Source organism: Fictibacillus tiangongensis, from assembly GCF_048083785.1.
GTDB lineage: Bacteria > Bacillota > Bacilli > Bacillales > Fictibacillaceae > Fictibacillus.
Window position 1 is genome coordinate 2177113 of sequence record NZ_CP182294.1, and the last position, 14088, is coordinate 2191200.

Annotated in this window: 13 protein-coding genes; 3 read left to right on the forward strand and 10 right to left on the reverse strand. The window is 36.9% G+C overall.

The features are described 5' to 3' along the window. Nucleotides 1-216: 216 nt before the first annotated feature. Complete coding sequence (locus ACNJYY_RS11610; protein ID WP_416728614.1) at nt 217-1761, forward strand: hypothetical protein; 1545 nt, start codon at nt 217-219, stop codon at nt 1759-1761. 76 nt (nt 1762-1837) lie between these two features. Here ACNJYY_RS11610 and ACNJYY_RS11615 read toward each other — a convergent pair whose 3' ends face one another. From ACNJYY_RS11615 to ACNJYY_RS11625, 3 genes are all read right to left on the reverse strand, one after another. Continuing rightward, on the reverse strand, nt 1838-3874 hold the full coding sequence (locus tag ACNJYY_RS11615) for a molybdopterin-dependent oxidoreductase (protein ID WP_416728615.1): 2037 nt from the start codon (nt 3872-3874) through the stop codon (nt 1838-1840). A gap of 174 nt (nt 3875-4048) precedes the next feature. Further along, entirely contained in the window at nt 4049-4801 is a 753-nt protein-coding gene (locus tag ACNJYY_RS11620; RefSeq protein WP_416731856.1) for a class I SAM-dependent methyltransferase, read from the reverse strand. A gap of 683 nt (nt 4802-5484) precedes the next feature. Beyond that, nucleotides 5485-6258, reverse strand: a complete 774-nt coding sequence (locus ACNJYY_RS11625) for a TerC family protein (protein ID WP_416728616.1) — start codon at nt 6256-6258, stop codon at nt 5485-5487. A gap of 280 nt (nt 6259-6538) precedes the next feature. Between ACNJYY_RS11625 and ACNJYY_RS11630 the strand changes: the two genes are divergently transcribed. Beyond that, on the forward strand, nt 6539-7000 hold the full coding sequence (locus tag ACNJYY_RS11630; RefSeq protein ID WP_416728617.1) for a YusW family protein: 462 nt from the start codon (nt 6539-6541) through the stop codon (nt 6998-7000). 59 nt (nt 7001-7059) lie between these two features. Here ACNJYY_RS11630 and ACNJYY_RS11635 read toward each other — a convergent pair whose 3' ends face one another. The 7 genes from ACNJYY_RS11635 to ACNJYY_RS11665 form a co-directional block, all read right to left on the reverse strand. Then, a complete protein-coding gene (locus tag ACNJYY_RS11635) occupies nt 7060-7644 on the reverse strand; it encodes a PepSY domain-containing protein (protein WP_416728618.1) in 585 nt (194 codons plus the stop codon). Nucleotides 7645-7785: 141 nt separating this feature from the next. Beyond that, nucleotides 7786-8499, reverse strand: a complete 714-nt coding sequence (locus ACNJYY_RS11640) for a PepSY domain-containing protein (protein ID WP_416728619.1) — start codon at nt 8497-8499, stop codon at nt 7786-7788. Nucleotides 8500-8576: 77 nt separating this feature from the next. After that, nucleotides 8577-9941: an ATP-binding protein gene (locus ACNJYY_RS11645; protein ID WP_416728620.1), complete on the reverse strand. Its 1365-nt coding sequence runs from the start codon at nt 9939-9941 to the stop codon at nt 8577-8579. Between the two features lie 3 nt (nt 9942-9944). Continuing rightward, nucleotides 9945-10634 carry a response regulator transcription factor gene (locus ACNJYY_RS11650; RefSeq protein WP_416728621.1) on the reverse strand — a complete coding sequence of 230 codons (690 nt, stop codon included), beginning with the start codon at nt 10632-10634 and terminating at the stop codon, nt 9945-9947. Nucleotides 10635-10802: 168 nt separating this feature from the next. Then, nucleotides 10803-11321 (reverse strand): DUF2199 domain-containing protein, encoded by a 519-nt coding sequence (locus ACNJYY_RS11655; RefSeq protein ID WP_416728622.1) that lies wholly within the window; start codon nt 11319-11321, stop codon nt 10803-10805. Between the two features lie 33 nt (nt 11322-11354). Next, nucleotides 11355-12113 carry a DUF695 domain-containing protein gene (locus ACNJYY_RS11660; RefSeq protein ID WP_416728623.1) on the reverse strand — a complete coding sequence of 253 codons (759 nt, stop codon included), beginning with the start codon at nt 12111-12113 and terminating at the stop codon, nt 11355-11357. Nucleotides 12114-12378: 265 nt separating this feature from the next. After that, nucleotides 12379-12846 (reverse strand): DUF4188 domain-containing protein, encoded by a 468-nt coding sequence (locus ACNJYY_RS11665; RefSeq protein WP_416728624.1) that lies wholly within the window; start codon nt 12844-12846, stop codon nt 12379-12381. 126 nt (nt 12847-12972) lie between these two features. Here ACNJYY_RS11665 and ACNJYY_RS11670 point away from each other — a divergent pair, with 126 nt between their 5' ends. Further along, the gene (locus ACNJYY_RS11670) at nt 12973-13848 is read left to right on the forward strand and encodes a M23 family metallopeptidase (protein ID WP_416728625.1); all 876 of its coding nucleotides are present in this window, start codon (nt 12973-12975) and stop codon (nt 13846-13848) included. The last annotated feature ends 240 nt before the right edge of the window (nt 13849-14088 follow it).

Below are 14088 nucleotides of genomic sequence, written 5' to 3' on the forward strand. Positions count from 1 at the left end.
ACAAATCACCCTTATATGGTTAATTATACCTATAATTTTAGATTGTGAACTTGGGAAAATTATAGTCAAAAAGGCCTTGTAAAGATAGGTGTCACTTGTTGTTTTTCCCAACCTAGAAAGAATTTTTCACTTGGCAGCGTTTTGAGATATTCACCTATACATGAAAAATTTCCCTTCATATATTAGAATGCTAATAAATTCGAAAGGAATATTCTGATGACAAACAAAGGACATTGCATATGTGCGTGTTTAAAAGAGATTCCTAGTGGACGAAACATAATTGTTGTTACAGTTCGAGGAGGTCTTTTAAATTTAACTTTTATAGAAGTTATTGATCATTGCGTTAAAGGAATTGATCCGTTAGGAAGACCCATAATAATAGATTGTGATTGTATAGCAGGTATTGATCTTAGACCAAGTGCAGGCGGGAACTTAACTCTTCAATCTGAAGCAGTTATTGTTTGTAATGGTTTTATTAATGGGACGGTAACGTGCAATGGCATCCCAGTAGCCGGAGCTCCAGTTACTTTTACCGATGATGTCGCTGCTGGCTTAACATATACCCCAAATCCAGCTATTACAGACTCATCTGGAAGAATCCTTGTAGAAGTTAATATTCCAGAAGGTACACCTGAAATTCTCGCCAATATTATTGGTACAACTGTTATAAATGGTGAGACCGTTTCAGCTGTCGATACTTGCATGGTCATGTGTCCTTCTTCACAATGTTCGATCGAATTAACTTCATCTGGTGAAAGCATTGATTGTACTGGAAACGTCTTTGCAGTAGTTACATGTGGTGGTGTACCTGTCGAAGGTGTAACGGTTGACTTTAGTAGTGATAATTTGAACTTTACTCTCAACCCAACATCTGACGTTACTGATTCACAAGGTGATGTGGCAGCCGGCTTAAATATCGCACCTAATACTCCTACCCAAGATGCAAATATTACAGCTTCAGCAACTATAGGCACTCAAACATTAAGTACAACATTATTAGTTAGCGGCCAATGTGCGAATACTTGTTCTCTAACTTTATCAGCTGCATCTGAGATTGATTGTTCTGGTGTACTATCTGGTAGAATAGTATGCGGCGGTCAGCCTCAGTCTGGTGTAACTGTCACCTTTACGCAATTCCCTGAAGCTGTTGCCACAATTCCAGCGGCAACTACAGACGCTAACGGCAATTTCACGACCAACATTACCGTTCCAGCTGGTACTGCTTTAACATCAACTGTAGTCAGCGGGACAGCAATTGTTGGTGGCCAAACCGTTTCATCATCAATTGACATAGACTTCAGCTGCCGGGCAACAACTTGTCCATGTAAATTCAGACTTGGTGTACGAGGATCTAGCGCTCCGGCTACTGCAAATGTAGTGAATCAAGGCGTTCCTTCTACAGTATCCGGTAACATAAATGTAACAGCGAACCAATGTTATGGCAGAGGTGAGAGATGTGATCCGACGGTTGACAACTTTAGTATCTCATTCTCAGGCGCAACGTTTACCTTCAATTTAGCTCAGGGCAGAAGAATTCGTTTCTCTTGTATCGGTGAAAGAGGTGCTACATTGGAAGGAACAGCTATTGCTACAGGTTCGTCTACCATTCAAGGTCTCTTTGACGTGTTCATTGGTTTTACTCGCTCTGGCAGCACAGCAACGTGGAATATTCTTGCCACCAATCAAGCAGGTGATTCCTTCAGTACTACCTTCACATCCGGTATTTCATCAGAAACAGAGATTGAAGATTGTGATGATTAAATTCACTCTTTAATGAAGTCGAAAGCTCTTCTTCATTAGTGAAGAAGAGCTTTCTTAATTTTAGACAGTCTTATTATCAGAGTTTATTAACGCTAACTCTTCCAGAAAAGAAGGTTGCGCCCCCACCCATGTCGGCTATGCGATCTGGGGTTAGAGAATTGACTAGATGTTTCGTATCATCATCTGCTCCCCAAAGACCTTGAGTGACGGCTACCCCACGTAGAACATTCTCACCAACGCTCGCTTTTAGTACACATTCTCCTTGCTCATTCCACACCCGTACCTTTTCACCATCTTCCACTCCGGCTAGATCAGCGTCAAACTGATTCAAAACAATTACCGGTTCTTTTTCAAGTTCAACATGTTTGTTTTGATTCGCAAACGTTGAGTTTAGAAAGTTATGGTTCGGTCCTGCGATAAATCTAAGAGGATGGTCAGAATCTTTAATCAAAGGGATGTATGTCGGCAGTGCTGGATAGCCATCCTGCTTCATCTTCTCAGAATACAATTCTATTTTTCCGCTCGGTGTTGGGAGCATAGTTGGAAATTCCACCTCAGCCTTTACATATTGTTTTTTACTCAATACGTCAAAATTAATCTCATGAATATATGGATTTGTTGGAGTTTCTAGTGCCTGATCAATTAATTCTGCTTCTGTATCATCAAATGCCGTCTCTGAAAAATTCATACCTTTAGCAAGTAATCGAAACACCTCTACATTAGACTTCGATTCTCCGTAAGATTCGATCACGGGCTGTTGAAGCTGAATGTAATGATGCCAGTACGACGTATAAAAATCTGTGTTCTCAAAAGAAGACTTAGCTGGTAATACAATGTCTGCATACAATGCCGTCTCTGTTAAGAACAAATCATGTACGACTGAAAAGAGGTCTTCTCGCTCCAAGCCTTTACGAACCTTATTCCCTGCAGGTGCTACAACAGCTGGATTCGTCCCATATACAAAAAGAGATTTGATGGGAGGATCTAAAGTAAGCAACGCTTCTCCAAGTAGATTCATGTTTATCACACGTGTATTCTTATTTTGCTGCAGATCAGGCCGTTGTAGGTTAGCAGTATTAAACGCAAGATAAGCGGAATTCCCTTTGATCGCTCCTCCACCTTTTACAGCCCATTGTCCGGTTAATGCTGGCAAACAAGAAACCGTTCTCACAAACATACCACCATTATCGTGATGCTGTGGACCGTTCCCAATCCGGATAAACGCAGGAGACGTTTGGCCATACATCCGAGCAAGCTTCAGTATATCCTCTACCGGAATATCAGTAATGCTTGAAACCGTAATAGGGTCATATTGTTCAACATGTTCACGGAGCTGTTCAAATCCAACGGTGTACTGTTCCAAAAATGAATGATCCACCATGTTTTCAGCAAATAGAATATGCATCAATCCTAAAGCAAGAGCCGTATCTGTTCCGGGTAAGATAGGAATGAACCAGTCTGCAAACTTAGCAGTCTGATTTTTATGTACGTCAATAACGACGATCTTCGCTCCATTTTGTTTACGTGCTTGTTGTGCAAGTGATACTTGATGCATATTTGTACTAACTGCATTAATCCCCCAGAATATAAACAGTTTGGAATGAATTGTATCTTCAGGATCGATTCCGAAACTCGAGCCCATCGTATATTTGTAGCCCACTGCACCCGCAGAGTTACAGATGCTTCGATCCAGCTTGGAAGCTCCTAGTCTATGAAAAAAACGGCGGTCCATTCCTTCAGCAGCAAGATTACCCATATTTCCATAAAAGCTATAAGGTAGAATGCTCTCGGCGCCGTCGTTTTGAAGCAAATCCTTCCAATTCGCAGTGATGGTCTTAATTGCTTCATCCCAGCTTATTTGTTCAAAATGCCCTTCACCTTTCGCACCAACACGCTTCATCGGATATTTTAAACGCTTTTCATCATATAGGCGTTCAGTCATGTTTCGAACTTTATTACAAATAAAGCCCTTCGTGACCGGATGATCCGGATCACCTTCCACTTTTACAATTTTTCCGTTTTCTTTTTTGATAATTAATCCACATTGATCGGGACAGTCTAAAGAACAAACCGATGGAAAAACACCGTTGGGGCTATCTACAAAACTAGTCATATGTGTTCTCCTTTCCAAGATGTCACATTCATTTTATTTCTTCATTCAACATTTACTTTTTCAATCTGAAATTTCCCAATCATGGTTCCAAACATTTGCAACATGTAATCTGTCATTTGTAGTAAATTCTTGAGGTTTCCAACTAGTCATTATTGAACTCCTTTTAAACGGTATTTACCTTTTTGATGCTTTTATAATAAAAGTAGCTGGAACAAGGTTTGCTTTTTGAGTGGAATACCATCTCGCGGGATTTTCCGATTGTTCATCTGGTAAGCAAACTTCATCTATTACTTTTTCTATCATAAAACCTGCATCGATTAAAGCATTTATGTAAGTGCTTAATTTTCTGTGATGAATAACGGCTAAATTCTGCCAACCTTCATTATATTCTGGGCCTTCATTCACATAAGATTTGTTAAAAATGAACTTAGACTGTTCTTGTTCATATTTCAACCGATCATGAAGAGGATGTTCCCAGCTAAAAATAAAAATGCCGTCTGGTTTAAGATAACTATATATATTTGAGAACGTAAGATTTAAATTTGTTGTCCACCCCAATGCATAGATTGAATAAACAATATCAAAATAACCGCTTGGTAATCCAGGGTTCTCTTCCATAGGTGATTCAACTAATGTAACCTCTACTTGTTGATTGTGTAAAACGTTTCTCGCCGTCTCAATCTGCTTCGTGCAGAGATCTAATCCCCATAATTCTTTAGCACCTTCTCTACCCATATACTGCAATGAATGACCACTACCACACCCGATATCTAATACTGTATTACCTCTTATTGAACCAAATAACTTTAGTTGCTCTTCATTAAAAGCAAAAGGTCCGTATTCAGGAAGTGCCGTTCTACCAAAAAAGCGTTCGGCTGAGACCTCCCATCTTTGTTTATTCATTTTTAAAATTTCAGTTGCTTCCATAAGTTCCACGTCCTTATGACCATATTCTTCACAGTTATCAGACAGTAAATAATTTTGAGTAAGAGCCATATTTCCATATTCAATCACGTTAATCCTTCTTGACTCTTAAGAATCAATGTGAATATAAGAAATTATTAAGTGTAACTTTCTTTAACTTTCATTGATGAATTTAACATATAATGGAATTAAGATTAAGGAATAAAACGTATATTTGACAGGAGTTTTTATATGCATTCAATAAATAGAGGAGCGATATGGAGCTATGCAATCCTATCACTAATAACCATTGCTTTTACGTTTATAGAATTAAATCAACCGTATGAGACACCGGAAGATGCGCAATCTCGATTTGAATTACATGTTCAACCCATTTTCACTTTCCTAATGAGTAGTGCATCTTTTTTAGCTTTCAAATTACACAAAAGATTACAGGTATTCGCTGGACCTATTTTCATTCTATTGGGGGGCTTTTGGTACCTGTGGATTTTCATGTCTTTTACAATTGGATGGGTAAGAATGCAGGGATTTCTCGGACTTGGATTTGGATTAATGATTTGTTTAATACTTACTATATATCATTTGTATACCAATTTAAAAAATCAGAATAAACCTTCTATGTAATTAAAGTAAAAAGCAACAAAAAAGTCAGCAGATTAATTTCTGCTGACTCCATTTTGTTTATCTTATAAAGATGTTTCAGTTTTCTTTGATTTAGCCGGTGCAAACCACCCGATTACCGCAATACCGACTAACACACCATAGAAAATGATCGTCCAAACCGTACTATGTGGAAAATCGTGATTTAATACTCCAATATCATTATGAGCAAGTGTAATGACCGCAAGCTTCACACCTACCCAAGCAACGATGGCATAAGCAGTTGTTTCTAAAGCAGGTCGTTGATCTAACAACTGAACAAACCAAGTTGCTGCAAACTTGATCAAGATCAGACCCGCAACCCCTCCAAGAACAACTACGATAAATTGTCCACCGTCCATTCCTCCAAAATCACCAAGTGGTGAATCTGGAAGACCTAGAGCAAGAGCAACGGCAGCTAAAATCGAATCGATCGCAAACGCTAAGTCAGCGATAGCAATCTTACCAACTGTCGGCCAAAATCCTTTTCCTTTTGCTTCTTCTTCGACTTCTTCTTGAATCTTCTCATTTTCTTTACCGAATTTTGCTTGAATCACATGTTTCAATCCAAGGTATAACAGATACGCTGCTCCGATCGCCTGAATCTGCCAAACATTCGCAATAAAAGAAATGGCAAAAAGTGCACCGAAGCGGAAAACGAATGCCATTATAATTCCATAGCTGATCGCTCGTTTCTTCTGATCTTCAGGTAAATGTTTTGCGATAACCGCTAGTACTAGGGCATTGTCAGCGGATAACAAACCTTCAAGACCAATTAGAATTAATAATGCCCACCCGTACTCTAACCAAATTGAATCCATCCATGAATCTCCTTTCAAATCTCATAAAAATAATATGTAATATCCATAGAATGACCATTTTAGCCGCAAGATACTCTTCGAAAAAGTTACTTGCACTATGATGAACGACTCTATACTTACAAGATTATATATTATTTTTTAGATTTTTACCTTATTTAATATCATTTAAAACTTAACAAAGTTAGATATTTAAAGGGTTTATAAACTCTTTCTAAGTAAAGGTTCAAATCAATTTTAATGGGGTATTACACTAGAAAATACATTAAAGGAGAGGTCTGCCTTGAACAAAAAACAGCTAATGATCTACTCTTCTGCATTAACTTTCGTACTTGCACTTTCAGGTTGCGGCAACAAAGAAGAAGTTAAGAATCCTCCAAAAGATGCACCGAAAGAGAACAATTCCAATCAAGCGAATAGAGATTCCCCTTACAATTTCACTTCTTTTGATCTTGATGTAACATACAAAGACAATAAAACGTTTGATGTTGATTATGAAAACGAAAAAGATGGAATGGAAGCGAAGTTAACAGATGGAGTAAAGGATGAAAACCTCTCTGGAGATGATGCAATGGAACGTCTAAAACCAATATTTTCAGATTTGAAAATTACTTCGGAGTCAAAAGATGGAGAAGTTACTAAGCAGATTATTGATAAATTCAACTTAAAAGAAGACTTTACAGCATTTGATTTAGAAGTTCAATTTGAGGACGGTAGTGAAAAGGAATATAAAATAAAACCTTAATTTGAAAAGAAACGAGGCTCCATTGTTTGGAGACCTCGTTTCTTATTGTTTAAGGCTGATTAGTCATTATCATTTTGATCAACGACAGCCTCACCTGTCACTGCATCTACGTTAACATCGATATCTTTTTTGTCTTTTTGAATTTCAAATTCATACACATAATCATCATCTAGACTCATTTCTTTCACTGTTCCTGAAACCTTTTTTAGGGCGATAGACTGAGCTTGTTCAGCCGTGATCTTAATCTTTGAAGGGTCTACCTGATCATCACGTTCTGAACTTTCTTTTTCGTCAACACCATTATCATTGTCACCGTCATCGTCGTTGTCATTATCATCTTGATCTTTCATACCTTCTTCCACTTTGGAAACCTTACCAGTTTCTGCAACGATATCAAGATCATATTCTTTATCTCCGTTAAGAACCTCAATTTCATATTTGTCCTTTAGACCATCGCGATCTAGTTCCATCTCAGTAACAGTTCCGCCTTTTGTTTTTTCCAATGCAATGTCTTTTGCTTGTTTTTCTGAAATCACATTCTTAGCTGCAAACGCGCTAGGTGTGTTTTCTATATAAGTATATGTTCCTACTCCAATACCACCGACTAATACTGTACCTGCAATAATTTTTGTTAGTTTTTTCATTTGTTGTTTCCTCCTTGTTTTTAACTATATCCTTATAATAGACAGGTAAAATGAGAACAAAGGGAAGAGAAGATTAGAAAACGATGAGAAGCTTTGGTGATTTTTCTCAAAAAAATAAGAACGCTCTAAATGAGAGCATTCTTAGTCACTATCTTTTGTCTCCATCGTTACGGAGTTTACTTCGCCAGAAAACGCATTTATGATCACTTGTGCTTCTTTCGTTTTCGTTTCAATCTCAACTTCATAAACGATTACACCGTCTTCATCATCTAACTCAATATCCGTAACGCTACCTTTTACTTCATTTAGTGCGATTTGTCTCGCTTCTTCTTGTGTTATTTTTGTGTTTGGCTGAGCCGGTTCATCTTCATCTACAGAATCAACCTCGTTTTTACTCTTAATGTCCCCATTGGTCCCGTTAATTTCTAAACGATATGTTTTACCTTCACTACTGACAAGAACAAAATAGACTTTGCTTTCTTCATTAAATTCGGCAGATCTTACATTTCCGTATTCGGCAGCTATTTTTTCTGCTACATCTTCTGTAATACGTTCCTCCTGAACTTCTTCATTTTCTGTTCGATTCATGTCGAGAATTTCTCCAGAAACCGCATCAGACCAGATTATATAAACACCTTGTTCACTTTTCAACACTGTTTTATATTGACCTGTATCATCTCTATTCGTTAATTCTGTAGATAAAATCTCTCCAGGATATTTTGCACTTACCATTTTGTTGATTTTCTCTTTATCTAATCTACTGCCCTGATTCCCGTTCACCCACTCTCTTGTTCCGAAGACAAGAAGGAGAATAACGATTACTATTACAGAAATCACAGCTATTTTTTTGTTCATACGTATTCCCCCTTCACATGAATTTTCGCATGTCAGAATGAAAGCTCTATAAGAATCAGATGAGAAAATGATGAGAATTAATTCTGATTTAAAGGAATCTCCATTGTAACGGTTGTTCCTTTACTTTCTTCACTCTCCAGATGAAGCTTTCCTTGGTGAGCAGAAACAATTTGTTTAGCGATGGATAAGCCTAACCCAGCTCCCCCTGTTTCACGGCTTCTAGCTTGGTCCACACGAAAGAATCGATCATATACTTTATCTAGACTTTCCTTTGGAATGCCGATTCCATAGTCTGTTACGGAGAACCTCACAGAGTTATCTTTTTTGGTTAACTCCACTTTAATACCTCCCGAACTATACTTAATGGCGTTATCTAAAAGGATGATTAGAACTTGCTTAACTTTTAACGAATCACACTTAACATGAATTTCGTCTAAGTTGGAATGAACTTGAATGTCACGGTCGTACGCCTTGGTCATATTCTTTGCTGCATTTTTAGCCATTTCAACCAAATCGGATTGTTCAAGTTGCAGATCCACTTGCGATTCATCCCTTGCTAGAATAAGCATTTGTTGGGTTAACTCTTTCATCCGAATGGATTCAGAGTGGATTGCTTCTACAGCTTCTTCTAAAATTTCTGGTCGATTTCCACCCCATCGCTTAAGCATTTTTGCATAGCTTTCAATAACAGTCAGCGGTGTTCTCAGTTCATGGGAAGCATCTGAAACGAACTGTTCTTGCTTTTTGTAGTTGTTTTCGAGAAGATCCATCATATGATTAAAAGTTCTTGCCATCTTATTCAGTTCATCATTCGATTTCTTATTGATCGTGATTCGCTTATACGTCCCGAGTCTCTGGTTTTCTTCCATCGTTCGGGTTAAATTGCTGATCGGTACTAAGATCAACCTGCTTAAGAACCGACCTCCTATATACGAAGGAATCAGAATAAGTAAGGTTGCTATAATTAAGACGATTCTTAAAATCTGCAACGTGTTTGGAATAGAAGCTTCTTTCTCGATCAACTGTAAAGCTACAACCTCCCCATCCGTCCAAATGACCGGGTGTTGAGAAACCGTGTAAACCATTCCATCTAACGTCTTAACCTCACTGTATTGATTGGTTCTAAAAATCGGTTTGATTTCCTGAAGCATATCATCATCTGTAATTCTCGAAGAAGTAGCAACTACACGATTGTTACTAGTGATGATACGAATCATTGAATCTGCTGGAAGGTAGGCACGCAAAAGCTGTGTCATATTCATTTTTGTCTCAGTAGATGTTTTTACGGCTTCGGTCAAACTTTCCATCCTTGTCTCTGTACCTTCAAGAGCATTATCATGTAGATTCTTTTGAAACAGAAGATAAATGCCACTATTCGTGACGAGTAAAATGATTAAAAGCCATACCGTTGAAAACAAAGTTATCCGATTTTTTATGTTCATGATTTACTCCTTCATCGTGTAGCCTACTCCACGAATCGTATGAATATAGGGGTGCGAAAAAGTGGAGTCTATCTTTTTACGCAGATAACGTATGTAGACATCTACAACATTGGTATCGCCATAATAATCGTAACCCCATACATTTGATAGTATTTGATCACGGTTCAATACCTGGTTTTTGTTTCGCATCATGAAAACAAGAAGATCAAATTCCCTCGGTGTTAACTCAATTAAGGTAGAGTCACGTTTAACTTCTCTTGTTTTTAAATCAACGGTTAGTTCTCCGAGCTCAAATTTTTCTCTTTCTTGGTCTTCGTTGTAGTGTTGATTCATGCGAAGAAATGCCCGGATCCTAGCCAACAATTCTTCAATTTCAAACGGTTTAGTCACATAATCGTTTGCGCCAAGATCAAGCCCGCTCACTTTATCTGGCAAGGCATCTCTGGCCGTTAATAAAATGATTGGAATATGACTGCTTGTCGCTCTAATTCGTCTTAACACCTCTAGCCCGCTTAATTCAGGCAGCATTACATCGAGCAGGATGAGGTCCCAGTTGTCTGATTTGAATTTTTCTAATCCTTCCATGCCAGTCATAGCTGTTTCCGTTTCATATCCTTCATGTTCAAGTTCTAGTTGGATAATTCTAGCTATCTTTTTCTCATCTTCAACAATTAGAATTTTTTCACCGCTCATCGTTGTTCCTCCTAAAATGAAGCTTGTTAGCATTATTATATAGGAAGTATGTAGCAAGTCCACGAATGATCCTTTTTTTAAGTACCTTAATAAAAAGACGAGTTCCAATTAAAAAAGAGACCAGATGAATAAATTTATCTGATCCCTTTCATAAACTTCTCTATAGACTTATTTACTAAGTTCACAAAAAAATTGTGCAATTTCTTTAACGCGATCCATTGTAATTCCTTGCGCTTGCTCAATAGATAATGGATGATCTGTAGGCTCAAGCTCAATAAAAGGTCGCAAATTATGTGAGCGGGTATGTACATTGGTTTTTAAATTTACCGTTTCAGGATACATGGGAAGGTGTGTAGATAACCACCCAAACATCCCATGCAATTGTTCACTATTTTGGTCATCCCATTGCTCTAAAGTTAGTTCGAAGTTTTCTTTACTAAGTGATACCCATACACCCCATACAAAGAGTTCATTAGATCCAATAATGGGAATTTCAATACAACCTCTTATGAAGAAATGTTCACCGTCCATTACACAAAAATCATCAGTAAGTTCAAAATGCTTTTTTCTCTCTTTTCTTGTAGCCTCTTCATAATATACAGGTGCATCAATTCCATAATTTAAAGGAAGTTCATCATGATATTTGCCACAACATGTGCATTGGTATCCGCTAACTAAATCTGTCATCAGTATGCTCCTTAATTAAAATAACTTAAGATCTTACTTTTTAAGAACAACTGGAGACTCCCATCCATCATATTCGCCATTATGTTTTTGAGATATTTCGATAATAAGATTTGTAACACAGTCGATCAAGTCGTAATCTACACCGTCCTCTCGAGAGATTGTAATGGTAAATGTTCCTTCTTCATTCTTTTCATCTTCGAAATCCTCTGTTTTAAATCCTTCTTTAATAATGTCTTCTTCAAATGCTTTTAAATCTTTTAAGGTTTGAAACTCTATCCAATGCTGAATCTCTCTGAGTTGTTCTAGATCGTCATTCTCTTTTTCAAGCAATTCCACTAAATCACGGTTACTCATCTGTTGAAGATGATATTCATTTGGATATAGGAATTCGTAATAAAATGACCACGGGTCCTCTTCTTCTATACTTGAGATTTCCGTTTCGTATTTATTATTATCAAAAATAGCGAGTGCCTGTTTATCTATAATTTTGGCCTGTTTTTCTTTTTTAGCATAATAGAAGAATTCTCGTGTTCCATTCGTAGTTAATCGTCCAACTTGAATGATATCTTCATCATATAATTTTTCCATCAGATCGTACTCAAGCTCCCCAAGTAATTCATCCTCAATTTCTTCAGGGAAACCTAGCTCAGTAGGCGACTTAACAGTAAGTTTGACTGAAAACAACCAATTGTATTTTTTGATATTAATTTCTTCAGTTACATCCAAATCAACAACAAATGAAGCAAGATTTCCATCCAATTCTTCGATATAAAAATTCCAGTTATCAGACATGTAATGACTCCTCCTTTTCTTAAGTATACGGAGAGGCGATTATTCTATCTATAGTTATATTATCCTGATGAAGTGTGGTATTTACTAATCTATTATATTCCTGAATAACTCGTTAATTGCTTATAAATAATCCAAACTATTAAAGATAAGTAGGAGTTCTACGATACACATGATTCATGAAAGAGCTGAACCAAAATTCTAAACCATTCTTTCACGTAGATTTATTATAGGTTTGATCTATCCTGTGAGGATAGATCAACTAGTATTAACTGTTCATTCTTTCTCTAGCACTTTGAGTGTTTTTCGTTACGTAGGCTAACGAATAGGCTTTTCCAAGTCCTATTCTTGGCATATTGTTATAAATGGCTTCTGCACTCCGCTTTTCAATTTTGTAGCTTTCATGAAAGATACCAACACTTCCATCGTCACCTATATTCTTGTTGAATGCTTTCCATGCTTTTAAGTGAGTTCTACCGTGTGCATAAGCTTCGAGCTGATCAAAGCTTTTCCAATATTGAATAAGTGTTACTCTCCTCCAACTAAAATGAAATTCTGTATGTAAAAAACCGATCTCTTGGTTTTGATAAAGTTCTCTTATCATAGGACCCATCGCTTTAAATACAGGTATCCATTTAGAAAATGATAGCAGCTTATTCACTCGCATCCCAATCACAAAAACTACAAAGTCACCTTCCACCGCTGCCACATGTCTTCCTTTATAAATACTCTTCAAGTTTTCCTCTCCTTTATCGGTTGAAAATTTTGTAGATCCTTCTCTAAATTAACATTAATTGGTATTCGGTGGTAAAATAATTGTACAGAGACTAACAAAACGATTCATTTACGAGAGGATGGTTCAGTGAACAACTTGCAACGGTGTATAACAGGGGAAACGATTGGTACTAGATTTTTAAAAGGAGAATTTCAAGCGATCTATAATCAAACTGCGAGTAATTTTAAAGAAATGATTACGATCGAACATTTTATGGAGTTATCTTCCTCCTTTAATTTTGGCGTTCAGAATTATTTTTTGGTATCGGAAACACGGCTTACAGATTATTTAAGACACTATTTATGGCTAGATAACGAAAAAATTAAAGCGATCAGTGTCATTTTCGATCCTGATGATGTTATTCATAGCCTCTTACTTGCGCCATATGAAACCTATCCTGAAACAGACAATCAGCTTTCAAAGAATACTTACATGATGCCAATTCAAGATGAATGGTTTGTATTTTGGGGAGGTGCCAATCAATTCATCAATTATCACTATGAGATCGAAGAGCAGCGATACGCTTACGATCTTGTAATTATAAAAAATGGACAATCCTTTAGAAATACTCCAACATCAAATGATGATTTTTATGCATTTAATAAAGAAGTAGTAGCTCCATGTGATGGGAGAGTCGTACAAGTTGTAAACTCTATCGTGGATAACGAACTGGGGTCAACGAATGTTTCTAATCCAGAAGGTAACTATGTAATCATTCAACATGCAAACAACGAGTATAGCCTCATTGCTCACTTCAAGCAAAATTCAATTGTTGTAAAGGAAGGCCAAATGATCAAACAAAGTCAGTTAGTAGGATACTGTGGAAATTCAGGAAATTCATCTGAGCCACATATTCATTTTCAAGTTATGAATTCGCCCAACCACCACAACGCAAAATCTATTCGTATTCGTTTTCATGGTGATTATGAACCGATACAAGGAGATGTTGTAACTTCTTTATAAGATATTTAATTTTGTTTAAGGTTTTTTATTATTTCTACCCTATTCTAGTAAAGTGGATGGATATCTTAATCCTCCACTTTTTTGCATATTAAAATCCACCTTTTCTTCTCTCTGCCCCCTCTCTTTAAACAAATTCTGTTAAAATCAAACAATATTGAACATCCAAGAGATATTATGGTAATATTTATAAAAATAAACAAGTTGGTATAAGTATACATAATTTGGAATTTAATATCGGGG

Excerpts from the sequence above, each read along its gene's own strand:
- ACNJYY_RS11610 (WP_416728614.1), top strand. The coding sequence starts at position 217 with ATGACAAACAAAGGACATTGCATATGTGCGTGTTTAAAAGAGATTCCT.
- ACNJYY_RS11615 (WP_416728615.1), bottom strand. The coding sequence starts at position 3,874 with ATGACTAGTTTTGTAGATAGCCCCAACGGTGTTTTTCCATCGGTTTGT.
- ACNJYY_RS11620 (WP_416731856.1), bottom strand. The coding sequence starts at position 4,801 with ATGGAAGCAACTGAAATTTTAAAAATGAATAAACAAAGATGGGAGGTC.
- ACNJYY_RS11625 (WP_416728616.1), bottom strand. The coding sequence starts at position 6,258 with ATGGATTCAATTTGGTTAGAGTACGGGTGGGCATTATTAATTCTAATT.
- ACNJYY_RS11635 (WP_416728618.1), bottom strand. The coding sequence starts at position 7,644 with ATGAAAAAACTAACAAAAATTATTGCAGGTACAGTATTAGTCGGTGGT.
- ACNJYY_RS11640 (WP_416728619.1), bottom strand. The coding sequence starts at position 8,499 with ATGAACAAAAAAATAGCTGTGATTTCTGTAATAGTAATCGTTATTCTC.
- ACNJYY_RS11645 (WP_416728620.1), bottom strand. The coding sequence starts at position 9,941 with ATGAACATAAAAAATCGGATAACTTTGTTTTCAACGGTATGGCTTTTA.
- ACNJYY_RS11650 (WP_416728621.1), bottom strand. The coding sequence starts at position 10,634 with ATGAGCGGTGAAAAAATTCTAATTGTTGAAGATGAGAAAAAGATAGCT.
- ACNJYY_RS11655 (WP_416728622.1), bottom strand. The coding sequence starts at position 11,321 with ATGACAGATTTAGTTAGCGGATACCAATGCACATGTTGTGGCAAATAT.
- ACNJYY_RS11660 (WP_416728623.1), bottom strand. The coding sequence starts at position 12,113 with ATGTCTGATAACTGGAATTTTTATATCGAAGAATTGGATGGAAATCTT.